General features: G+C 55.5%; 19 protein-coding genes. 10 read left to right on the forward strand and 9 right to left on the reverse strand.

Annotated elements, in window-relative coordinates:
- Positions 1-55 precede the first annotated feature (55 nt).
- Positions 56-154, reverse strand: a complete 99-nt coding sequence (locus tag F3J28_RS22620) for a protein YdgV (RefSeq protein ID WP_442892170.1) — start codon at positions 152-154, stop codon at positions 56-58.
- A gap of 254 nt (positions 155-408) precedes the next feature.
- Here F3J28_RS22620 and F3J28_RS07170 point away from each other — a divergent pair, with 254 nt between their 5' ends.
- Entirely contained in the window at positions 409-1443 is a 1035-nt protein-coding gene (locus F3J28_RS07170; RefSeq protein WP_008459267.1) for an AI-2E family transporter, read from the forward strand.
- 99 nt (positions 1444-1542) lie between these two features.
- On the opposite strand, the gene F3J28_RS07175 is transcribed toward F3J28_RS07170, so the two are convergent.
- On the reverse strand, positions 1543-2157 hold the full coding sequence (locus tag F3J28_RS07175; protein WP_166874256.1) for an alpha/beta hydrolase: 615 nt from the start codon (positions 2155-2157) through the stop codon (positions 1543-1545).
- 189 nt (positions 2158-2346) lie between these two features.
- Here F3J28_RS07175 and F3J28_RS07180 point away from each other — a divergent pair, with 189 nt between their 5' ends.
- Positions 2347-3852 carry an MFS transporter gene (locus F3J28_RS07180; RefSeq protein WP_166874259.1) on the forward strand — a complete coding sequence of 502 codons (1506 nt, stop codon included), beginning with the start codon at positions 2347-2349 and terminating at the stop codon, positions 3850-3852.
- Positions 3853-3893: 41 nt separating this feature from the next.
- Positions 3894-4475, forward strand: a complete 582-nt coding sequence (locus F3J28_RS07185) for a TetR/AcrR family transcriptional regulator (protein ID WP_166874262.1) — start codon at positions 3894-3896, stop codon at positions 4473-4475.
- On the opposite strand, the gene F3J28_RS07190 is transcribed toward F3J28_RS07185, so the two are convergent.
- From F3J28_RS07190 to budA, 4 genes are all read right to left on the reverse strand, one after another.
- Positions 4472-6364 carry a potassium transporter Kup gene (locus tag F3J28_RS07190; protein WP_166874265.1) on the reverse strand — a complete coding sequence of 631 codons (1893 nt, stop codon included), beginning with the start codon at positions 6362-6364 and terminating at the stop codon, positions 4472-4474. The two genes, F3J28_RS07185 and F3J28_RS07190, sit on opposite strands and share 4 nt — an antisense overlap.
- 143 nt (positions 6365-6507) lie before the next feature.
- On the reverse strand, positions 6508-7278 hold the full coding sequence (locus F3J28_RS07195) for a (S)-acetoin forming diacetyl reductase (protein WP_008459277.1): 771 nt from the start codon (positions 7276-7278) through the stop codon (positions 6508-6510).
- 19 nt (positions 7279-7297) lie between these two features.
- Complete coding sequence (gene alsS, locus F3J28_RS07200) at positions 7298-8977, reverse strand: acetolactate synthase AlsS (RefSeq protein ID WP_166874268.1); 1680 nt, start codon at positions 8975-8977, stop codon at positions 7298-7300.
- A 23-nt stretch (positions 8978-9000) separates the two neighbouring features.
- Positions 9001-9780 carry an acetolactate decarboxylase gene (gene budA / locus F3J28_RS07205; RefSeq protein ID WP_034809472.1) on the reverse strand — a complete coding sequence of 260 codons (780 nt, stop codon included), beginning with the start codon at positions 9778-9780 and terminating at the stop codon, positions 9001-9003.
- Positions 9781-9887: 107 nt separating this feature from the next.
- Here budA and F3J28_RS07210 point away from each other — a divergent pair, with 107 nt between their 5' ends.
- The 6 genes from F3J28_RS07210 (at position 9888) to F3J28_RS07235 (ending at position 18002) form a co-directional block, all read left to right on the forward strand.
- Positions 9888-10766 (forward strand): LysR family transcriptional regulator, encoded by an 879-nt coding sequence (locus tag F3J28_RS07210; protein WP_008459283.1) that lies wholly within the window; start codon positions 9888-9890, stop codon positions 10764-10766.
- Positions 10767-10847: 81 nt separating this feature from the next.
- A complete protein-coding gene (locus tag F3J28_RS07215) occupies positions 10848-11465 on the forward strand; it encodes a TetR/AcrR family transcriptional regulator (protein ID WP_166874270.1) in 618 nt (205 codons plus the stop codon).
- A gap of 78 nt (positions 11466-11543) precedes the next feature.
- Positions 11544-12656: an efflux RND transporter periplasmic adaptor subunit gene (locus tag F3J28_RS07220; RefSeq protein ID WP_166874273.1), complete on the forward strand. Its 1113-nt coding sequence runs from the start codon at positions 11544-11546 to the stop codon at positions 12654-12656.
- Positions 12656-15724 carry an efflux RND transporter permease subunit gene (locus F3J28_RS07225; RefSeq protein ID WP_166874275.1) on the forward strand — a complete coding sequence of 1023 codons (3069 nt, stop codon included), beginning with the start codon at positions 12656-12658 and terminating at the stop codon, positions 15722-15724. The genes F3J28_RS07220 and F3J28_RS07225 overlap by 1 nt, the downstream gene beginning before the upstream one ends.
- 243 nt (positions 15725-15967) lie before the next feature.
- Positions 15968-16945 carry a DUF1852 domain-containing protein gene (locus tag F3J28_RS07230; RefSeq protein WP_166874279.1) on the forward strand — a complete coding sequence of 326 codons (978 nt, stop codon included), beginning with the start codon at positions 15968-15970 and terminating at the stop codon, positions 16943-16945.
- Between the two features lie 25 nt (positions 16946-16970).
- A complete protein-coding gene (locus tag F3J28_RS07235) occupies positions 16971-18002 on the forward strand; it encodes a methionine synthase (RefSeq protein WP_008459294.1) in 1032 nt (343 codons plus the stop codon).
- 121 nt (positions 18003-18123) lie between these two features.
- Here the strand turns inward: F3J28_RS07235 and F3J28_RS07240 are convergent, their stop codons facing one another.
- The 3 genes from F3J28_RS07240 to F3J28_RS07250 form a co-directional block, all read right to left on the reverse strand.
- Positions 18124-18606 carry a glutathione peroxidase gene (locus F3J28_RS07240; RefSeq protein WP_166874282.1) on the reverse strand — a complete coding sequence of 161 codons (483 nt, stop codon included), beginning with the start codon at positions 18604-18606 and terminating at the stop codon, positions 18124-18126.
- Positions 18607-18795: 189 nt separating this feature from the next.
- The gene (locus tag F3J28_RS07245) at positions 18796-19758 is read right to left on the reverse strand and encodes a D-2-hydroxyacid dehydrogenase family protein (protein WP_166874285.1); all 963 of its coding nucleotides are present in this window, start codon (positions 19756-19758) and stop codon (positions 18796-18798) included.
- Between the two features lie 42 nt (positions 19759-19800).
- Positions 19801-20703: a LysR substrate-binding domain-containing protein gene (locus tag F3J28_RS07250; protein WP_166874288.1), complete on the reverse strand. Its 903-nt coding sequence runs from the start codon at positions 20701-20703 to the stop codon at positions 19801-19803.
- Between the two features lie 237 nt (positions 20704-20940).
- Between F3J28_RS07250 and F3J28_RS07255 the strand changes: the two genes are divergently transcribed.
- Complete coding sequence (locus F3J28_RS07255; protein ID WP_166874291.1) at positions 20941-21792, forward strand: MBL fold metallo-hydrolase; 852 nt, start codon at positions 20941-20943, stop codon at positions 21790-21792.
- Positions 21793-21794: the final 2 nt, after the last annotated feature.

Here is a 21794-nt window from a genome sequence, read left to right on the forward strand (position 1 = left end):
CACGACGAGCAAGAGAAAATTTGAAAACCAGAAAAAAAATGTCAGAAGAAAGGGACTATAGCGCGTTGCGCCAGTGCTGCTCACCAGAGAGTGAAGATGTAGATGTGATAAAAACAGAATGCTGATTGAATGAAGTGCTGAACGTATTGTCCATAATATTTCCAACTTACCCGCGGTGTTGCTTCTCATCAGTTGCGGATAGAAAATTGTCCTCAGTAGTTAAACACGCCGATTTTATACCATAAATCGGTATGTTAGCGCCTGACCTTTACACTCCTTTACGCAAGGCGGCAGTAAAAACACGATGTAATAAACTGTTTTTAACGTTTAAAATAACGTAATAAAGGGAAGACTATTTTAACGGTGGTGTATTATTTCCCCCGCCCGCACACTGGAGAACCAGCCACAATGGCAAAACCAATCATTACACTCAAAGCACTGAAAGCCGTGATTATGCTGGGAATGCTGGTCATTATTCTGGTGGGTATTAAAGCGGCCGCCGACATCATCGTGCCATTTATTCTGGCGCTATTTATTGCCGTTATTCTAAACCCGCTAATTCGTCGTCTTGAACGGCTTCGGGTGCCGCGCGTGCTGGCCATCAGCCTGGTGATTGTCGTCATTATCCTGAGCATGGTGCTGCTGCTGGCCTATCTCGGCACTTCGCTAAACGAACTTGCGCGGACCCTGCCGCAGTACCGCTCTTCATTGGTGGTGCCGTTAAAAACCCTTGAACCCTGGCTGCAGCGCGCGGGAATTTCTGTTTCTGTCGATGAGTTAATGAAGTATGTCGATCCTAATGCCCTGATGACGCTGGTTACCGGTCTGCTGACGCAGCTTTCCAACGCGATGACGTCTATCTTTTTACTGCTGCTGACCGTGGTGTTTATGCTGATTGAGGTCCCACAACTGCCGCGCAAGCTGCAGCAGCTGATGGCTCGCCCGGAAGAAGGTATGGGCGCCATTCAGCGTGCGCTGGACAGCGTCAGCCATTATTTGGTGCTAAAAACGGCCATCAGCATCGTCACCGGCCTTGTCGTATGGGGCATGCTTGCCGCCCTTGACGTCCGCTTTGCCTTTATCTGGGGGCTGCTGGCCTTCGCGCTCAACTATATTCCAAACATCGGCTCCGTGCTGGCGGCCATCCCACCGGTGGTGCAGGTTCTGGTATTTAACGGATTGTACGAGGCCCTGATTGTCGTCGCGGGTTATCTTCTGATTAATCTGGTGTTTGGCAATATCCTGGAGCCGCGCATGATGGGCCGAGGGCTTGGGCTCTCTACGCTGGTGGTATTCCTGTCACTCATCTTCTGGGGCTGGCTGCTCGGCCCGGTCGGTATGCTGCTGTCCGTGCCGCTGACGATTGCGGTGAAGATTGCGCTGGAACAAACGGAAGGCGGGAAAAGCATTGCGGTGCTGCTGAGTGATATGAGCAAGTCCTGAAGATTTTGCCCCTATCCCCAAAAGGGGTGAGAGGTAAGATCACATGCAATATGTTTTATCCCCTCTCCCTTTGGGAGAGGGTTAGGGTGAGGGAAAAAATCACTCCGGATCTAACTCAAAACGCTCCGCAATATACCCCAGCGCCTGCGACACACCATCCGCGCTAATGGTATGCACCACGCCGGGTTCAAACAGCGTTTCAACTTCCGCGCCGGCTTCAATTAATGCCGCCGCAGTCGCTTCACTTTCAGCCCACGGAATCACCTGATCCGCCATACCATGAATCAACAGCGCCGACGCATCTGCCGCCACATGATACGGTTTGGGTGAAGCAAGACGCCCGGAAAACGCCACCACGCCCGCCAGTGGAAAACGGGAGGTGGCCAGAACATCCAGGGCCATGATAGATCCCTGAGAGAAGCCCAGCAGAATGACCTGATCTTTACCCGGCGTCACGTCATGCTGCTTAAAAATAGCTTCCAGCTTCGCATCAAACGCGGCCCGGGCCTCTACAACGCGCTGCGGGCGGTTTTGTGCTGTCACGCCTTCCAGACTGAACCACTGCCAGGCATCGCCGCCGCCGTCAAAAGGCTCGCTGCCGTTCGGTGAGGCAAATAGCACTTCCGGCATGACCTGCTGGACAAAAAGCCCCAGCCCTTCGAGATCCGCCCCGGAACTCCCTACCCCATGTAACATCACGATCAGTTTTTTCATTTCCCTGCCCTGTGCTCAAACCTGAATGAATATCCTCGCAGGCGGCTACCTTATCGCGTTCGCCCCCTCTACAACAAGTAAACCACCGCTAAATACGCGGCAATGTCGCGCTTGTTTTTGAGCAAGTGCTCAAGTATATTTCGCGCTTGAGCAACCGCTCAAATTTGGATTATTTTAGAGGCATTCAACATGCGCTTCACTAACCGCTGGCTGATTCTGGCGATCCTGACCAGCACCCTTTTCCTGATCATTATAGATATGACGGTGCTTTACACGGCACTGCCCAGGCTCACCCAGGCCTTAAACGCTACGGCGTCTGAAAAACTGTGGATCATTAACGCCTATCCGCTGGTGGCGGCGGGCCTGCTACCCGGCGCGGGCATGCTGAGTGACCGCCTGGGCCACAAGCTGCTATTTATGTCCGGGTTACCTGTTTTCGGCCTCGCTTCGCTCTGCGCGGCCTACTCGCCCACGGCTGAACTGCTGATCGCTTCACGCGTGTTTCTGGCTATTGGTGCCACAATGATGATGCCGGCCACGCTTGCCATCGTGCGTCAGGTCTTTACCAACGAGCGCGAACGGGCGCTGGCCATCGGCATTTGGTCTGCCGTGGCTTCTGCCGCCGCGGCGCTTGGCCCGGTTATTGGCGGCGTGCTGCTGGAGTACTTCTGGTGGGGATCGGTCTTCCTGATTAACGTACCGGTCGTCTTGCTGGTTATCGTTTTTGCCTGGTTCTTGATCCCACGGGATGCGGGGAACGCCAGCCGTCCCTGTGATTTCACCGCTTCGCTGCTGATTATGCTTGGCCTTGTAGGCGTGATTTACGCGCTCAAGGAACTCAGCAAGATGGATGCCTCGTGGCTAACCGTGACCGGCTCTTTGCTGGCTGGCGTCGTCTTTTTAACGCTGTTTGTTCGTCGCCAACAGCGTTCGGCCCAGCCGATGATCGATTTCTCGCTGTTCCGCAACCGTATGTTCGCCAGCGGCATTAGCGTCGCCATCATTACTATGATTGCGCTAACCGGCATTGAGCTGGTATTGACCCAGCGCCTGCAGCTTGTCCTGGGCCTGACGCCGCTGTTGGCCGGGCTGTCGATTCTGCCTATCCCGATTGGCTCGGCCCTGGCTTCACCGCTGGCCGGCGTCGTGCTGCCACGCTGGGGCGGCGCCAAACTTATGGTCTTCGGCCTGCTGGTGACAGCGATGGGCATGACGAGTATGGCTTTGCTGGCCGATTACAGCCTGACGCCACAGCTCGCCGCGCTGTTTGTCATCGGGCTTGGGCTCGGCGTGGCGTTTACCGCCGCATCAACATCCATCATGCTCAATGCCCCGGAAGAAAAAGCCGGCATGGTCGCCGCGATTGAGGATGTCTCATGGGAAATGGGCGGCGTACTTGGCGTGACGTTGCTGGGCGGCCTGATGACCGCGGTCTACAGCGCAAGCCTGGTGTTGCCTGAGGGCCTGGTGGCAGGAAACAGCGCGTACGACAGTCTGGATGAGGCTCTGCACCTTGCAGGCTCGATGAGCACGGCAAGCGCCGCCCTGCTGAAAGAGCTGGCGCGAAACGCCTTCAGCCACGCCTATCTGACGGTGATTATCTGCGCCGCCGTGCTGGTCGCCGTCAGCACCGCGATCTTGAAATATGTGCTGCGCCAGCCGGAAAAGCTGTCCAGCCAACGAGTTAAAAACTGATAAGATGCCACACCAGCGATTCAGATAACCGTGGAAACGTCATGAAAGAAGCACCGGACACGCTAAGAAGCAAAATCCTGAGCGGGGCCATTGAGCTGTTCATTGAGAAAGGTATTGAGAAAGTGACCACCCGCGAACTTACCGAGCGGGTGGGTATTTCACGGAGCCACATTTACCACTACTTCAGCGACTGGCAAACACTTTGCATTGAAGCGATGACCGCGTTTTTGATGGCCGATCTGCACAAGTTTACCGCTGAAACCGACACGTTTTCCCCGGAAGATAAGCTACAACGCTTGATCCACACGTATCTCCCTCACGCGCCGGACGCTGTCTGGCAGCTTTACGGCGCGCTGTGGCACCAGGCAGCGCACAGCAGCGTATGGGCCGAGCTTGCGCTGGTGATGACGCAAAAATGGGAAAAAGTGCTGGCCGATATCGTCGATGACGGCATTGCGGCCGGCGTGTTTAAGGCGGTGGATGCCGCCAGAGCTACGCGCCAGTTTAGCGCCCTGCTAAACGGTTATGCCGACAAACTGCTGGTCGCCTCAGCCCCTGCCGACAGGCAGCTGGCGCTGGACGACATCGACAGTTTTATTCGCCTGGTCCTGCGGGCGGATTAAATTGCTATCCGGCGGCTGATCTCTACCACGCTGTCGCTCGGCAGGCGGTAATAATGCGTCACGTGCGTGGCGTTTCTCACCATGAACGCGAAGCACTTACGCTGCCAGGCTGGCATCCCCTGCCCGTCCTCACGGGCCACGATGGTTTCATGGCCCAGATAGTAGGTCACATCCTCCACGCGGAAGGCACACGCCATCTCTCCCAGTCTCGCCATAAGTTCAGGAATATGCGGTCTTTCCATAAAGCCGTACTGGGCGATACCGCGCCAGTAATTCGGTGCCTGCTCCACGATCACCAACCTCTCTCCAGCCGGTACGCGCGGGACGTTCATGATAGAAATGGTCAGCGAAAGTACCTGCTCCTGCAGCGCGTGGTTGCGCGCCACATGCCACCGCATCACCGGCGGAATACCGTTGCGCGTTTTGGTCAGGAACACCGCTGAACCCTGCACGCGCGGTACGCCACGCTCTTTCAGCGCGGCGAAGAAGGTGTTCACATCGATCACCTTTTCGTTCACCGCCCTGGACGCCGCCGCCGCGCCACGGTGCCAGACCAGCATCGTCGTGCAGACAATCGCCGCCAGCAGCAGTGGAATATAACCGCCCTCCAGTACCTTGATCAGATTAGCGATCAGGAAGCAGGTATCGACGATCAAAAAGCCCCCCGCCACCAGCGCGCTGGTCAGCCGCCGCCACTGCCAGATGTGACGCATCGCCACGTACAGTAGCCCGGAGGTCATCAGCATGGTGAGAGATACCGCAATCCCGTAAGCCGCCGCCAGGTTCTCGGACGACCTGAAGAACACCGTCAGGAACAGCGTGACGCCCATCAGCAGCCAGTTGATCACGCCGATATAAATTTGCCCGTAGCTTTCCGCCGCCGTCTGGCGAATGCGCAGGCGCGGCAGCCAGCCCAGCTGTATTGCCTGCCGGGTCATCGAAAATGCCCCGGTGATAATTGCCTGGCTGGCAATAATGGTGGCCAGCGTGGCAAGGATCACCAGTGGGATCAGCAGTGCCGGCGGGCAAAGGCGGAAAAAGATATTCTGGGTGATATCGGCCCCGGAAAGGATCAGCGCCGACTGCCCCGCGTAGTTCAGCAGCAGGCTTGGGAATACCACGCCGTACCACGCCATCCAGATAGGTTTTTTCCCGAAATGTCCCATGTCGGCATACAGCGCTTCCGCCCCGGTGACGCACAGAAACACGCCGCCCAGCACCATAAAACTGACAAAACCGTTAGAGACGAGAAACTGCAGGCCATACCAGGGATTGATAGCCAGCAGCACGGCCGGATGCTGCGCGATACCCCAAATCCCAAGCCCGGCGATAGAAATAAACCACAGCGCCATAATCGGCCCGAAGACTTTACCTATCTTAGCCGTGCCGAAAGGCTGCACGGCAAACAGCAGTACCAGAATCGTCACCGCAATTGGCAGCACCCAGGTTTCGGCCTCCGGCAGGATAATATTCAGCCCTTCAATGGCGGAGAGCACTGAAATTGCGGGCGTAATCGCTCCGTCACCGTAGATCAGCGCCGCGCCCAATAAAGCCGCCAGCACCACCCAACGCGAGCCTTTGTCTCTCGCCACCAGCAGCGACATCAGCGCCATAATGCCGCCTTCCCCGTGGTTGTCGATGCGCATCGCAAACATCGCATACTTCACCGAGGTGATGAGGATCAGCGTCCAGATAATCAGCGACAGCAGACCCAGGATAACCGACGGGGTCGGATCGTTGCCGGATAACAGCAGCACCGTTTTCAGGGTATAAAGCGGGCTGGTGCCGATATCGCCAAACACCACGCCGAGGGCGCTTCCCGCGAGGATAAATTTATGCGGCGTTGTCCCGGAGGCTTCCGCGCCGTCCGTCTGCGACAGGTTTGTCATGTCCAGTCCTTTCTGTGATTTTTCTGGCTGTTGCCATGACAAAGTATAGAGGTGGATAAAAAACTTAAGATAAACAGGGGCAAATAAAAAAGGCCCAACGGTTCCCCGCCAGGCCAAAAGGTACTCCACATTAAAACGCTTTTTTAATTAAAGACCATCCCGCCATCGATAAGCAGCGACTGCCCGGTCATATAATCGGAGTCCGCGCTGGCCAGGTAAGACACACAGGCGGCCACATCTTCTGGTTCAGAAAGACGGCCCAGGGTAATGCGTTTGGCGAATTCTGCGGTGCCATAACCCAGCGGTTTACCCGCTGCTTCAGACACCTGACGGTCGATTTCGGCCCACATTGGGGTTTTGACGATCCCTGGGCAGTAACCATTCACTGTGATGCCCAGCGGGGCCAGGTCGCGCGCCGCGGTCTGGGTCAGGCCGCGCACGGCAAATTTGCTGGAGCTGTAAACCGCCAGCTCGGGGTTACCCACGTGCCCAGCCTGGGAACAGGCGTTAATGATTTTCCCGCCGTGCCCTTCAGCTTTAAAGGCTTTAACCGCGGCCTGAATACCCCAAATTACGCCCTTCACGTTGATGTTATAGACCTTATCGACGATTTCCGGGGTGATGTCCTCGATAGGCGTAGAAGGGGCTACGCCAGCGTTGTTGACGATGACATCAAACCCGCCCAGTCCTTTGCGGGCAGCCTCAACGGCGGCGAAGACCTGATCGCGGTCAGACACGTCCGCAGTCACTTCCAGCGCGCGGCCGCCATTGCGGTTAATTTCGTCCGCCACTTCTTTTGCGGTTTTGGCGTTGTAGTCCGCCACGGCGACGGCAAAGCCGTCTTTAGCCAGACGCAGCGCGATAGCTTTCCCGATCCCCTGACCGGCCCCGGTAACCAATGCTACTTTTTTCATCACAATATCCTTCTGTAGTTTAAAGAATTTGGCTGAGGTGCAGCTGACTCATCAGCAAATGGTTGTCGCTGTAATCAACCGGAATGGCGACCACCGCCGGACCCTTCACATCCATGGCGGCGCGTAAAGTCGGCTCCAGCGCTTCCGCGCTTTCCACCGCAAAGCCTCGAGCGCCAAAGGCATCCGCGTAAGCCTTGAAGTCCACCGGCCCGAAGTTCACGCCAGATAAACGCTGATATTTTTTCTCTTCCTGAATCGCCACCATGTTGTAGGCGTTATCCACCCAAATGATGTGCAGCACGTTAGCGCCCAGGCGCACCGCCGTTTCCAGCTCCATGCTGGACTGCAGGAACCCGCCGTCGCCGGACACCGAAACCACCTTGCGGCCCGGATTCACCAGCCACGCGCCAATGGCCCACGGCAGCGCTACGCCCATGGTTTGCTGGCCGTTGGAGATCATCAGCTGACGGGCGCGGAAGCTATAAAGATAGCGGGCGATCCAGATGTGAAAACTGCCCATATCGACGGTGAGGGTCACGTCGTCGTTCACGATGTCCTGCATCGCCCGGACGATGCGCAACGGATGGAGTGCAAACTGATTCAGCTGTGCACCCCGGCGGCTCAGCAGTTCACGCTGGTGCTGCCTGTCCACAAGGATTTCTGACGCACGTGGGCTAAGGACCAGCGGTTTTTCTATACGGGCGGTGAGCTTGTCCAGCGTGCTGGCGATATCGCCCACCAGCTCGACGTCCGGCACGTAGTTGCGTTCTTCATAGGCGGGCAGAACGTCGATATGCACCAGCGTGGCATCACCGGTATTCCACATCGCCGGTTCATACTCCACCGGGCTGTAGCCGATACAAATAACCAGGTCCGCAAGCTGTAACAGGCGGTCACCGGCCTGGTTATTAAACAGCCCCACGCGCCCGGCAAAACGAGCAAAGTGCTGCTGATTCACCGCGCCTGCGGCCTGATAGGTGCTGGTGACCGGGATATGGCTTTTTTCCAGCAGATGGAACAGCGCCGCGCTGTTTTCCTGCTGGCTTGCCATCAGCCCAAGCAGGAATACAGGATTTTTGGCCTGCGAGATAAGTTTCGCCACATCGTTAATAGCGGCGTCAGGCGCTGCACCGGCTTTCACCGCCCCGTTGGCAGGCAAAATATTCCCGGTTGCCGGGCCGTCGCTGATGTCCTGCGGCAGGCTGACAAAGGCACTCCCGGGGCGGCCATGCTCGGCGGCGCGGAAAGCGTTTGAAACCACCTCAGCAATGGCGTCCGAAGAAGGGACTTCCACCGAGTATTTCGTCACCGGGCTGAACATCGCCACGGTGTCCATGCTTTGATGTACCAGTTTGGCTTTATCGGAACGTTTTACCGCCCCGCCAAGCGCCACAACCGGGTCACCTTCGCTGTTGGCTGTTGCCATACCGGTGATCAGGTTTGAGCAGCCAGGGCCGGAGGTCACCAGCGCCACGCCCGCTTTCCCGGTGATGCGCCCCACCGCCGCCGCCATAAAGGCTGCATTGGCTTCGTGGCGGACCGGAATAAGTTCAATCGGCGAGTCGTTCAGCGAATCAAAGACCTTATCGATCTTCGCCCCTGGGATCCCAAAGACGTGCTTCACGCCCTGAGCTTCAAGCTGGCTGACCACCATGTCAGCGCCGTGCGCCCACTGGCGCAAAGGTTTTTTATTATTCATGGCTCACATCTCCTCAGGGAACGCTAGTTTTCAACCGCGCGGATAGCCGCGTCGAGATTTTCGGGGTGCAGGTTGGCGTTAAGAAATGCACTGTCTGCCGGAAGATCGATCATCAGCTTGTGGATCTCACCGAAGGTCAGCTCGCCTTGCTCCAGCTGATAATCGAGTAGATGCCCGCCGCCCTGGCGGTCATCGGTAATAAAGTGTTCGTGATAGCCCGCCACGTTAATGCCCTGCATATGCTGTGGAGTGCGGAACCCCACCAGCACGCCTTTACGGCCGTTAAAGCGGAACACCGGCTGGTCGTCCAGCACGTCTGTCATCGCGCGATATGGCGGCTTCTGGCGCGGTACCGTGCGGGTATGTGCGTGGTGGAAATGACCGTCGATGCGCAGCGCACAAAACAGGTTATCGGAGGGAATTTTTGCGTCGATAATCTCGTGCAGTTTCTGACGGCTGGTCAGGCTATTGATGCGCAAGCGGTACTGAGGTTTAAACCAGGTCATCACCGCAAACGGCGTTTTCTGCTGCGGGCTGGCCGCTCTGGCGCTGCCGTCTGACCGTAATTGATACACGTTGCTGTTGAAGGCAATCATCTCGCCGTCCAGCTCGTTAAAGGTCCCCAAGCCAAAGTCACCGTGCTTAAGCAGGTCGGCCATGGTGGTTTCCCCTTCATAGACGCCGCTCAATAACGCGCTCATCAATGAAGTCTGATATATCATGTTTTCTTTATTGGCTGCGGCGAAGGTCTCGACCATCTCTAAAAGACTTTCTTCGCAGGAACATAGAGTTAGATCGCTCATGGCGTCTGTCACCTCGGGCTGAAGGTTAAGAAACATTAATTAAATGTTGACGTGATCCAGCTCACAGTTCCAATATAAAAGCCCTTCTGGTTTGAGACGTTTTCGATATGGAACTTCGCTATCTCCGCTATTTTGTCGCCGTTGCCCAGACGCATAATTTCACCCGGGCAGCCGAGCTGTTGGGTATTTCGCAGCCTCCTCTTAGCCAGCAGATTCAGCGCCTGGAGCGTGAAGTGGGCACGCCCCTGCTGCACCGCTTGACCAGAGGTGTAGAGCTGACGGATGCGGGAGAAGCGTTTTATCAGGATGCCTGCCAGATTCTGGCCCACAGCGATGCCGCGCTGGAGAAAGCCCGCGGCATTGCCCGCGGTATTAACGGCAAGCTGTCGCTCGGGATAACCAGTTCAAACGCGTTCAATCCAAAGATTTTTTCCCTGCTGCGCCAGTTTCAGGCTCACTATCCGGCCATCGAACTGCGCCAGCGAGAAACCAATATGGCGGGCCTGATGCAGGAGCTGGATGATGGCTTGCTGGACGTGGCGTTTGTGCGCCTGCCATGTGAAAGCAGCAAGCGGTTTACGCTCAAGCTGATTGACGAAGAGCCGATGATGATTGCTCTGCACAAGGACCATCCTCTTTCCGGGGAGAAAGAACTGGCCCTGCAGGCGCTGGCCGATGTCCCGCCAGTGCTGTTCCCGGAAGAAGTGGCCCCCGGATTATATGAACTGATGTATAACGCCTGCCTGCGGGCAGGCATCGATCTGAAAAGTGCCTGCCAGGCTTCGCAAATTTCTTCCTCGTTAAGCATGGTCTCGGCAGGCTTCGGCTTTGCCTTAGTTCCCCAATCGATGACCTGCATCGCCTGCCCGAACGTCACCTTCCACGCGATTCGCGGTGACCAGGTGAAAACGGACATTGCGCTGGCCTGGCGGCAGTTTGAACGCTCTCCGACGGTGAAACGCTTTATCCAGCTGTTTGCCCACTAGCCTGGCCGCAACGACATCGCTCCCTGAGTGACCCAATGCTACAATAGTCACCATTCACAAATCCGAAAACAGGGAGAAAATATGTCTGAAACTCACGTTCAGGGCGGGGAAACCAGAGGGCCTGCGGAACACAGCGTCAGGGAACAGATCATCGAGGCGGCGACCGAATTCTTCGGCCACTATGGATTTGAAAAAACAACGGTTTCCGATCTGGCCAAAGCCATCGGCTATTCCAAGGCTTATATCTACAAGTTTTTTAAATCCAAGCAGGAAATTGGCGAAGTTATCTGCGACAACCGCCTGACAAAAATGATGGAAATCGTCAGCCAGGCGGTGGATGACACCCCCGGCGCGTCGGCTAAGCTGCGGGCGATGTTCAGCGCGCTTATTGCCGCAGGCAGCGATCTGTTTTTCTACGACCGGAAACTGCACGACATCGCCATTGTTTCCTGCCTGGAGAACTGGCCCTCGGCCGAACGCTACCAGTTGCAGCTGCGGGAAGTGCTTACCGCCATCATTCATGCAGGCCGCCAGTCCGGCGAATTCGAGCGCCGCAGCCCGATGGATGACACCGTGAATGCCGTTTTTCTCGTCATGCTGCCGTTTATCAGCCCGATACAGCTGCAATACAACCTCGAGCTGGCTAAACAGGCTGAACAACTTTTGCCCGCGCTTATCATCAAAAGTTTGATGCCCTGATCGCACCTTGTGACCATTGACTAAATTGGTCACTTGAATAATTATCTGCGTTCCTGCTCCGCGTTTATAAGGGAACGTATGTTTCGTCTTAAGCCTTTTCCGGCCGCCGTGGCGCTATTGTGCTCGGCGCTCACCGCCTGCGGTGACTCATCTCAGCCAGCGGATCCGCGTACCGAGCCTCCGCTGGTTCGCGTGGTCGCGGTTCAGTCCGCCAACGACAACGCCCGGGCTTTTACCGGCATTGTCGCCTCCCGAATCCAAAGCGACCTCGGTTTTCGCGTTCCGGGAAAAATTCTTGAGCGCCTGGTGGACAAGGGCCAGACGGTAAAAAACGGCCAGCCCCTGCTCCGACTCGATCCTCAGGATTTAAGCCTGCAGGCTAAAGCGCAGGATCAGGCCGTCGCCGCCGCCAAAGCCCGCGCTAAACAGGCCGCCGCCGATGAAGCTCGCTACAGAAGCATCGTCGGCAGTGGCGCAATTTCTGCCTCGCAGTACGATCAAATCAAAGCCCAGGCCGACAGCGCCAGAGCGGATCTGCAGGCGGCCATTGCCCAGGCCAATGTGGCTAAAAACGCCATGAATTATGCGGTGCTGACGGCTGATTCTGACGGCGTGATCGTGGATACGCTGGCCGAGCCAGGCCAGGTTGTCGCCGCCGGGCAAGGGGTGATTCGTCTCGCCCGGGCGGGCCAGCGTGAAGCGGTCGTCGATTTGCCGGAAACGCTGCGCCCGGCGCTGGGCACCGTAGCTCAGGCTCATCTTTACGGTTCAGATAGCGCTCTCGTGGCCGCTACCTTACGTCAGCTTTCCGACGCCGCCGACCCACAAACCCGCACATTTGAAGCGAAGTTTGTGCTCGCTGGCGCACTTGCCCAGGCCCCGCTCGGCAGCACGGTGACCGTCACCATTCCTGACGCAGGCATGCCCTCACAAAACGTGATTGTGCCTTTGGCCTCGCTCTATGACGCCGGGAAAGATAAAGGCACAGGCGTTTGGGTAGTGAGCGGCAAACCCGCCAAAGTGAGCTGGCACCCGGTGAGCATCCGCCGCATCACCGACGAATCCGCCATTGTTGCCACCCAAATCGACAGCCACGCCAGCATCGTTGCCCTCGGCGCACATCTGCTGCATGACGGCGAAGAAGTCAGACTGCTTACACAGGGCGCCACCGATCTGGCGGGAGCACCGTAATGAGCGACTCTCGCTTTAACCTTTCCGCCCTCGCGGTACGTGAAAAATCAGTCACGCTGTTCCTGATCCTGCTCATTACGCTGGCCGGGATCATCGCGTTCTTTAAACTGGGCCGAGCCGAGGATCCGCCTTTTACGGTGAAACAGCTGACCGTGATCACCGCCTGGCCGGGGGCCACCGCGCAGCAAATGCAGGATCTGGTGGCCGAGCCGCTGGAAAAGAGAATGCAGGAGCTGGACGATTATGACCGCACCGAAACCTATACCCGTCCGGGCCTTGCCTACAGCGTTGTCTCCCTAAAAGACAGCACGCTGCCCGCCAACGTGCCGGAGGAGTTTTACCAGGCGCGGAAAAAAATCAGCGATGAGGCCAAAAATCTGCCTGATGGCGTGATTGGCCCGCTGGTGAATGACGAATTTTCGGACGTGACCTTCGCGCTGTTTGCCCTGAAAGCAAAAGGTGAGCCGCAGCGCCTGCTGGTGCGTGATGCCGAGAACCTGCGCCAGCAATTGCTGCACGTCCCCGGCGTGAAAAAAGTAAATATTATCGGTGAACAGGCGGAACGCATTTTTGTTTCGTTCTCTCATGACAGGCTTGCCACGCTTGGTGTTTCGCCGCTGGACATCTTTCAGGCGCTGAGTAACCAGAACCTGCTCACCCCCGCAGGTTCAATAGAAACTGCCGGCCCGCAGGTGTTTATCCGCGTGGATGGCGCGCTGGATCAGCTCTCAAAAATCCGCGATACCCCCATTGTGGCCCAGGGGAAAACGCTGAAACTGTCCGACGTTGCTGACGTCGAGCGCGGGTATGAAGATCCGGCCACGTTCCTCGTCAGAAACAACGGCGAGCCGGCCCTGCTGCTCGGCGTGGTCATGCGCGACGGCTGGAACGGGCTTGATTTGGGCAAAGCCCTGGATCAGGAAACCCGTAAAATCAACGACACGATGCCGCTCGGCATGAGCTTCAGTAAAGTCAGCGATCAGTCAGTGAACATCAGCTCCGCCGTGGATGAGTTTATGGTGAAGTTTTTTGTCGCCCTGCTGGTGGTAATGGTGGTCTGCTTTATCAGCATGGGCTGGCGGGTAGGCATCGTGGTTGCCGCCGCCGTGCCGCTGACGCTGGCGGTGGTGTTTATCGTCATGGCCGCCACAGATAAAAACTTCGACAGGATAACCTTAGGCTCGCTCATTCTGGCGCTGGGCCTGCTGGTGGACGACGCTATCATCGCCATTGAAATGATGGTGGTGAAAATGGAGGAAGGCTATAGCCGCGTGAAGGCCTCCGCCTACGCCTGGAGCCACACCGCCGCGCCCATGCTGGCGGGCACGCTGGTAACCGCCATCGGCTTTATGCCGAACGGCTTCGCCCACTCCACCGCCGGGGAGTACACCAGCAACATGTTCTGGATCGTCGGTATCGCGCTCATCGCCTCCTGGCTGGTGGCCGTGGTATTCACGCCCTATCTCGGCGTGAAATTGCTACCCGATATGCACAAAGCCGCACTGGCGGAACACGCGCTGTACACCAGCAAAAATTACAATCGCTTCCGGGCATTGCTGAAAAAAGTCATCGCCCGCAAGTGGCTGACCGCTGGTTCGGTCGTCGGCCTGTTTGTGCTGGCGATAGCCGGAATGGCCGTGGTAAAGAAACAATTCTTCCCGATCTCTGACCGCCCGGAAGTGCTGGTAGAAGTTCAGCTGCCTTACGGGACATCTATCGAGCAAACGACGAAGACTACCGAGCGCATTGAGCAATGGCTCAGCGCGCAGAAAGAGTCAAAAATCGTCACCTCCTACATTGGCCAGGGCGCGCCGCGTTTCTACCTGGCCATGGCCCCGGAGCTGCCCGATCCTTCGTTCGCAAAAATCGTGATTCTCACACCCGATCCCGATGCACGAGAAGCATTGAAAATGCGGCTGCGGCAGGCCATCAGCAACGGCCTGGCACCGGAGGCGCAGGTGCGCGTCACCCAGCTGGTCTTCGGGCCTTATACGCCCTACCCGGTAGCGTTTCGCGTGATGGGGCCAGATCCGGACGTGCTCAGAACGATTTCGTTACGGGTTGAAAAAGTGATGAATCAAAGCGGCCTGATGCGCACCGTGAACATCGACTGGGGCTCCAGGGTTCCTACCCTGCATTTCACCCTGAACCAGGACCGGCTTTACGCCGTGGGCTTAACCACCGCTTCTGTCTCGCAGCAATTACAGTTTCTGCTATCCGGCGCGCCGTTGACCGAAGTGCGGGAAGATATCCGTTCCGTGCAGGTTACCGGGCGAGCGCGAGGCAGCGTGCGGGAAGATCCGGCACAGCTCGCCGCCTTGACGCTCATTGGCGCGAACGGGCAAAAAGTGCCGCTCTCGCAAATCGGTAAAGTTGAAGTTGTGATGGAAGATCCGGTGCTCCGACGTCGCGACAGGACGCCAACCATAACCGTGCGGGGCGATGTCGCCGATGGCCTTCAGCCGCCGGATGTGTCGACGGCGATCGTGAAACAAATTCAACCTATTGTGGCAGAGCTTCCGGCGGGGTACCGCATCGAAGAAGCGGGCGCCATTGAAGAATCCGGCAAGGCCACGGCGGCAATGGCTCCGCTGTTCCCGATCATGATCGCGCTAACGCTGCTGGTGATTATTCTTCAGGTTAGGTCGATCTCAGCCATGCTGATGGTGTTCGCCACCAGCCCGCTGGGGCTTATCGGCGTGGTACCGACGCTGCTGATTTTCAACCAGCCGTTCGGCATCAACGCCCTGGTGGGACTGATTGCGCTTTCAGGGATTTTGATGCGCAACACGCTGATCCTCATCGGCCAGATTAAGCATAACGAGCAGGCCGGGCTGACGCCTTTTGATGCCGTGGTTGAAGCGACGATCCAACGTTCGCGCCCGGTGCTGTTGACCGCCCTGGCGGCGATTCTGGCGTTTATTCCCCTGACCCATTCCGTGTTCTGGGGAGCGCTGGCCTACACGCTTATCGGCGGGACGTTTGGCGGCACCTTTATGACGCTGCTGTTCCTGCCCGCCATGTATGCGATTTGGTTCAAAATTCGCCCGCCAAAGATTGATAACTGACCGATTCATCAGGCCCGGAGGACTCCTCTCCGGGCCATATTCCAAATCATGAACACCGCTCATGTTCTAATGAAATTAAATCACTTTTACTAAAACTGTGACTCAGGCATAAAAGATGCAATATTGTTAACGACATGCAATGTGAAGATTACTGACAGGTAAAACCACAGCTAACCAAAGGTTATCTGTGAGAAATCAAGCAGTAGATACAGGCAAAAAACAGAACTAAGGTGCCGGATTACCATGACTAAAGCGTTTACTTTTACTCTTAAGAGCATTGTTTTTGATGAGAATTACAACCCGTCAGGGAATACGCGCATCACAACCAATTTTGCTAACCTGGCCCGCGGCGAGAAGCGTCAGGAGAACCTGCGTAACGCGTTGATCATGATTGATAACCGCTTCAACTCCCTGGCAAGCTGGGACAACCCCACCTCCGATCGCTACGGCGTTGAACTTGAAATTATTTCCGTTGAGCTGGATGTCGAAGGCAGCGGCAAGACCTTCCCGGCGATTGAGATTTTAAAAACTCACGTGCTGGATAAGAAAACCGGCCAGCGCATCGAAGGCATCGTCGGGAACAACTTCTCTTCCTACGTTCGCGACTATGATTTCAGCGTTCTGCTGCCAGCGTACAACCAGGATCGCGCAGAATTCACCATCCCGGAAGATTACGGCGTGCTGCACGGGAACTTGTTCAGACACTTCGTTGGCTCAGACACCTACAAAGAAAATTTCAATAAAGCGCCGGTGATTTGCCTGAGCGTCTCCAGCAAAAACGTTTACCGCCAGACCGGGAACCGCCACCCGGTGCTGGGCATTGAATATGAGCAAGATTCATCTTCCCTGACCGATCTCTACTTCAACAAAATGGGGCTGAAGGCTCGCTACTTCATGCCGCCCAACAGCGTGGCGCCGTTTGCCTTCTACCACACGGGCGACCTGGTGAATGACTACTCGAACCTCGAGCTTATCAGTACCATCAGCACCATGGAGACGTTCCAGAAGATCTACCGCCCGGAGATTTACAACGCGAATTCTCCGGCCGGGCTGTGCTTCCAGCCAAGCCTGAACCACCAGGATCATTCATTTACTCAAATTGTTTACGATCGTGAAGAACGCAGCCGTTTGGCCATCGAACAAGGGAAGTTTACTGAAGAGCACTTCATCAAACCGTACCAAACAATTTTAGAGCAGTGGTCTGCTAACTACCCTCTTTGAGACACCAAATACAAGGTTATTCGACATGAAAAGATTATTGCCTACGTCCACTGCCGGCAGCCTGCCAAAACCGTCCTGGCTGGCCCAGCCTGAAACGCTGTGGTCGCCGTGGAAACTGCAGGATCAGGAACTTATTGAGGGTAAACAGGACGCCCTGCGCCTGGCGCTGCACGAACAACAGCTGGCCGATATCGACATCGTCAGCGACGGCGAGCAGACTCGCCAGCACTTCGTGACCACTTTTATCGAACACCTGGACGGTGTGGATTTCGAGAAACGCGAAACCGTGCGCATTCGTAACCGCTACGATGCCAGCGTCCCGACCGTGGTCGGCGCCGTGGCTCGTCAAAAACCAGTGTTTGTGGAAGATGCGAAGTTCCTACGCAAACAGACCGATCGGCCAATCAAATGGGCGCTGCCTGGCCCGATGACCATGATCGACACGCTGTATGACAACCACTACAAAAGCCGCGAAAAACTGGCCTGGGAATTCGCCAAGATCCTGAACCAGGAAGCGAAAGAGCTGGAAGCCGCCGGCGTGGACATCATTCAGTTCGATGAGCCAGCCTTCAACGTCTTCTTCGACGAAGTTAACGAATGGGGCATCGCCACGCTGGAACGTGCCATCGAAGGCCTGAAGTGCGAAACCGCCGTGCACATCTGCTACGGCTACGGCATCAAAGCCAACACCGACTGGAAGAAAACGCTGGGCTCCGAGTGGCGCCAGTACGAAGAGGCGTTTCCAAAGCTGCAGACCTCAAACATCGACATCATCTCGCTGGAATGCCACAACTCCCACGTGCCGATGGACCTGCTCGAGCTGATTCGCGGCAAGAAAGTGATGGTGGGCGCCATCGACGTGGCCAACCACGCCATTGAAACCCCGGAAGAAGTGGCCAACACCCTGCGCAAAGCGCTGCAGTTCGTTGATGCCGAAAATCTCTACCCTTCTACCAACTGCGGTATGGCTCCGCTGCCGCGCCATGTGGCCAGAGGCAAACTGCATGCCCTGAGTGCCGGGGCAGAGATCGTGCGCAGAGAAATTCTGGGTAAATAATCTAAAGTCTTTGCAACCCGCCTGGCGATTGAGAGATCGCCAGGTTTTATTCATCATCCTGTTCTTCGCTTAGCCCTTTCACATCGCACAGATGGCATTACTTTTCTAATAACGGGCCCACTCATATTTTAAGTGCAGCCACAATTGCGGCTTCCATTTTCTCCGGGGTAGTGAACGGTGCAAAACGCTTCAGCGGTTTTCCGTCCCGGCCAATCAGGAACTTAGTGAAGTTCCACTTGATCCGCCCGCCCAGCACGCCAGGCAATTCTTTCTTCAGATAACGAAACACAGGATGCGCTGCGGTGCCGTTGACCTCGACCTTTGCGAACATCGGGAAGCTGACACCGTAATTAATATGGCAGGTCTGCGAGATTTCGTCGGCGTCACCGGGTTCCTGCTTACCAAACTGGTTGCAGGGGAAACCAAGCACCACCAGCCCCTGCGCGGCGTACTTCTTATAGAGCGCCTCAAGGCCTGCGTACTGCGGCGTAAAGCCGCACTGGCTGGCAGTATTGACCACCAGCACCAGCTTACCGGCGTAATCGGACAGGGTAATCTGCTGGCCAGTCAGGCTGGTAGCCGTCAGTTGATGAAAAGGCTGCATGTTGGAGTCCTTAGCGCTCGTTTACTCGATGCTTTCAATAAAAACAGTGTGGGCAACCAGAGAGAAAAATGAAATCAAATATCATCTTCACCTATCCCCCCCGGTTACCACATTATTCACAGAGAGGAGTGCAAATTAGCCAGCACTCCAGTGACATCTAACTTTATCTATTTTGCACGCCATCGATTATCAAAAGGATAAATTCATCACCTGTGATCTATCCCCTTCGAAATATCTAATGACATTATCAAACGCCACTTTGAAATATAAATCGTAACTGGCCTGTTCTACATAGCCAAGATGAGGCGTACACAATACATTCGGCATACATAAATAAGGATTAGTTGGGTTATAGACAGGTTCATCCTCGTAAACATCCAGCGCAGCATAACCAGGGCGCCCCTGCTTTAGCGCTTCGTAAAGTGCTCCTTCCGCAACCAGTTCCGCACGGCTGGTATTAACGAATAAGGCATCTGTTTTCATCGCTGACAGGTCGGCGAAGGTAATGTTGCCCTCTGTTTGCGCCACTAAGCGCTGGTGTACGGTGACAATATCGGATGTAGCAAAAAACTGTTCACGATTTTCCGGCACCTGGAAACCGGCTGACCGCGCCTCCTCCTTAGCCCGTTCACTTCCCCAAACCTGAACCTGCATATCAAATGCCTGCGCATAACTTGCAAGGCGTTTACCTATCTTGCCGAACCCAAGAATACCGATGACTTGCTGACTGACCGCAGATCCTATTTCCGTTTGCCATCGCCCTTCTCTCATCGCATTCACTGAGGAAACCAGTTTACGCCTCGAGGCCATAATTAATAACCAGGTCAATTCTGCTGGTGCCACCGGAGAACCCACCCCTTCGACCAGCGCAACACCTGCCCGTGTACAGGCTTCAATATCAACATTTCTTGCTAATTTACCCGTTTGGCTGATCAGCTTTAGATTCGGAGTCCGGCGTAAAAATGCCTCATCGACCACGGTTCTTTCACGAATAAGGATTAATGCCTGAGCATTCAAAAGCGCCTCGTCTGCCTGAGCGGCTTTCGTTAAATCCCCCAGTGACGTGCAGCGGAACTTATCATGGCTGCGGAGAAAAGTGAGTGCCTGAGTGGCAAGCTGATAATCATCTGGAATTAAAACCTGAATAGTCATTATTCACCTTAATGGTATTACGCTATAGGCTGCGTCACTATATTAGCGGAATGTCCCTGTTTGCGTATTTATTTCGCCCAGTAGCCAGCGCTCAAAATCGCTTAATGCAGATTCGTTTATTCCCGTTTCCACCGGTTTAACTAAACAGAATTTTTTACTCAACGAGTCTGATTCCGGCCAGGGAGCGACCAGCCTTCCGCTATCGAGTTCTTGTGCAACGTACATACGTGGTACCAGGGCAACGCCTTGCCCAGCCAGGGCGGCAGCAATGGCCATTTCATGAAGATCGTACCGGACCCCCTGCGCCAGATTATCAAGGCTTATGCCCGTTGCACGGGCATAGTGATGCCAGGCATCCGGGTTCAGTCGTCGGTGAATTCTTGGTAAATCCTTCAACTGCCCCTTTCCCTCATGATCTGTTAACAAATCCGGGTGGCATACGGGAACCAGTTTTTCCTCAAAGAGAAATTGCACGCGCATCCCGGTCCACGCGGCATGTTCAAAATGCACTACGGCATCAAAACCGCTGCCGCTCAAAACAAAAGGATCGGTTCTGGCGGCAATATTTAACGTGATGTCCGGATGCAAAGCGGCAAAACGGCTCAGCCGGGGGATAAGCCACCGGCTCGAAAATGTCGGCGGGGCGGCAATATCCAGACTCCTGCTGTCCCTGGGCATCCCCATGATGTACTGAGTGTCTCTTTCCATTCGCTTAAGCGTTTCGCGAACATGAGAGGCATAACGCGTCCCGACAGGGTTGAGTTTCACTCGGCTCCCTGTCCGGTCAAATAGTCGACAATTCAGTAACGATTCAAGGCGTGCAATCTGGCGACTAATGGCCCCTTCCGTCAGCGAAAGCTCCTCGGCGGCCCGGGCAAAGTTACCGTGCCGGGCCGCCGCTTCAAAAGCTTGCAGAGATGTACTGCTGGGAATTTTTCTACGCATACGCCTCCAGACAGACAATGAACAATCAGTGACTAAATATCACTGATCAATGAAATATTGTCGATTCATTTGCCGAAGCATAGCCAGTAGCATGACAAAAAATCATTAAGCTGATTTAAGCCTGCGGAAATTTGTCGATGTCATGTTTCTGGAAGTGAGCAAGCGTCGAATGATTTTGCTCCACCGCCGTCAGGCATAAAAACCGGGTCTCTCTCCTGAACTCCCCCTGAGGTCTTTATGAATTATTCATCTTTTCCGTCTTGCCAGATTGGCGATTTTCTGGTTACCGCCTTAAGTGATGGCTCTATGCCCTCTAGTCTGGATTTACTCTCTGGCATCGACATCGCAGAAGCAGAAGCCATCCAGCAGAGCGCAGGCCTGGCTGAGCCCGGTAATATTCACATTAACGCTTACCTGATTCGCGGGCAGGGTCTAACCCTGCTGGTGGATACAGGTACGGGGGGACGGAATAACGTTGGTGGGCAATTGAGAGCAAATCTTGCCGCCCTGGGCGTCGGGCCTGATGACGTGGACATGGTTTTGTTGAGTCACTGTCATCCTGACCATATTGGCGGCCTGCTGGATGCTGAAGGAAACCCTGTCTATAAACAGGCGAAACTTTATTTGCACCCTCTGGAAGCAGAATATTGGTGGGATGATGAAAAAGAAACAGGCGCCAACGAACGGGGCAAGCTTAACTTCAGGCTGGCACGTCAAACATTAGAGACCTATGCCCAGAACCTGCATTTTTTTAGCCAGCGTGAAATCACAGCGGGTGTCCTCCCGGTTTGGTTACCGGGTCACACGCCGGGCCACACCGGCTTTCGCATTGATGCGGATGATAAAAGCTTACTCATATGGGGAGACATCGTTCATTATCCCCACATTCAATCTGCGCTGCCTGGCGCCTCTATTCTCTTTGACGTTGATCCGGTGCAAGCCGAACAAACGCGGAAAAAAGTGCTGAAACAAGCCGCAAGGGAAAAACTGCTGATTGCAGGCATGCATCTGGACCGGGCAGGCTTTGCTACCCTTGGCATGGTTGATGATGGAGATGCTATTTCCTATGCCCTGGCGCCAATCGCCTGAGC

This window comes from Enterobacter sp. Ap-1006 (genome assembly GCF_011752835.1).
Classification (GTDB): Bacteria; Pseudomonadota; Gammaproteobacteria; order Enterobacterales; family Enterobacteriaceae; genus Cedecea.

Bases quoted from the DNA above. Each gene is read 5' to 3' on its own strand.
- F3J28_RS22620 (WP_442892170.1), bottom strand. From the start codon at position 154: ATGGACAATACGTTCAGCACTTCATTCAATCAGCATTCTGTTTTTATC.
- F3J28_RS07170 (WP_008459267.1), top strand. From the start codon at position 409: ATGGCAAAACCAATCATTACACTCAAAGCACTGAAAGCCGTGATTATG.
- F3J28_RS07175 (WP_166874256.1), bottom strand. From the start codon at position 2,157: ATGAAAAAACTGATCGTGATGTTACATGGGGTAGGGAGTTCCGGGGCG.
- F3J28_RS07180 (WP_166874259.1), top strand. From the start codon at position 2,347: ATGCGCTTCACTAACCGCTGGCTGATTCTGGCGATCCTGACCAGCACC.
- F3J28_RS07185 (WP_166874262.1), top strand. From the start codon at position 3,894: ATGAAAGAAGCACCGGACACGCTAAGAAGCAAAATCCTGAGCGGGGCC.
- F3J28_RS07190 (WP_166874265.1), bottom strand. From the start codon at position 6,364: ATGACAAACCTGTCGCAGACGGACGGCGCGGAAGCCTCCGGGACAACG.
- F3J28_RS07195 (WP_008459277.1), bottom strand. From the start codon at position 7,278: ATGAAAAAAGTAGCATTGGTTACCGGGGCCGGTCAGGGGATCGGGAAA.
- alsS (WP_166874268.1), bottom strand. From the start codon at position 8,977: ATGAATAATAAAAAACCTTTGCGCCAGTGGGCGCACGGCGCTGACATG.
- budA (WP_034809472.1), bottom strand. From the start codon at position 9,780: ATGAGCGATCTAACTCTATGTTCCTGCGAAGAAAGTCTTTTAGAGATG.
- F3J28_RS07210 (WP_008459283.1), top strand. From the start codon at position 9,888: ATGGAACTTCGCTATCTCCGCTATTTTGTCGCCGTTGCCCAGACGCAT.
- F3J28_RS07215 (WP_166874270.1), top strand. From the start codon at position 10,848: ATGTCTGAAACTCACGTTCAGGGCGGGGAAACCAGAGGGCCTGCGGAA.
- F3J28_RS07220 (WP_166874273.1), top strand. From the start codon at position 11,544: ATGTTTCGTCTTAAGCCTTTTCCGGCCGCCGTGGCGCTATTGTGCTCG.
- F3J28_RS07225 (WP_166874275.1), top strand. From the start codon at position 12,656: ATGAGCGACTCTCGCTTTAACCTTTCCGCCCTCGCGGTACGTGAAAAA.
- F3J28_RS07230 (WP_166874279.1), top strand. From the start codon at position 15,968: ATGACTAAAGCGTTTACTTTTACTCTTAAGAGCATTGTTTTTGATGAG.
- F3J28_RS07235 (WP_008459294.1), top strand. From the start codon at position 16,971: ATGAAAAGATTATTGCCTACGTCCACTGCCGGCAGCCTGCCAAAACCG.
- F3J28_RS07240 (WP_166874282.1), bottom strand. From the start codon at position 18,606: ATGCAGCCTTTTCATCAACTGACGGCTACCAGCCTGACTGGCCAGCAG.
- F3J28_RS07245 (WP_166874285.1), bottom strand. From the start codon at position 19,758: ATGACTATTCAGGTTTTAATTCCAGATGATTATCAGCTTGCCACTCAG.
- F3J28_RS07250 (WP_166874288.1), bottom strand. From the start codon at position 20,703: ATGCGTAGAAAAATTCCCAGCAGTACATCTCTGCAAGCTTTTGAAGCG.
- F3J28_RS07255 (WP_166874291.1), top strand. From the start codon at position 20,941: ATGAATTATTCATCTTTTCCGTCTTGCCAGATTGGCGATTTTCTGGTT.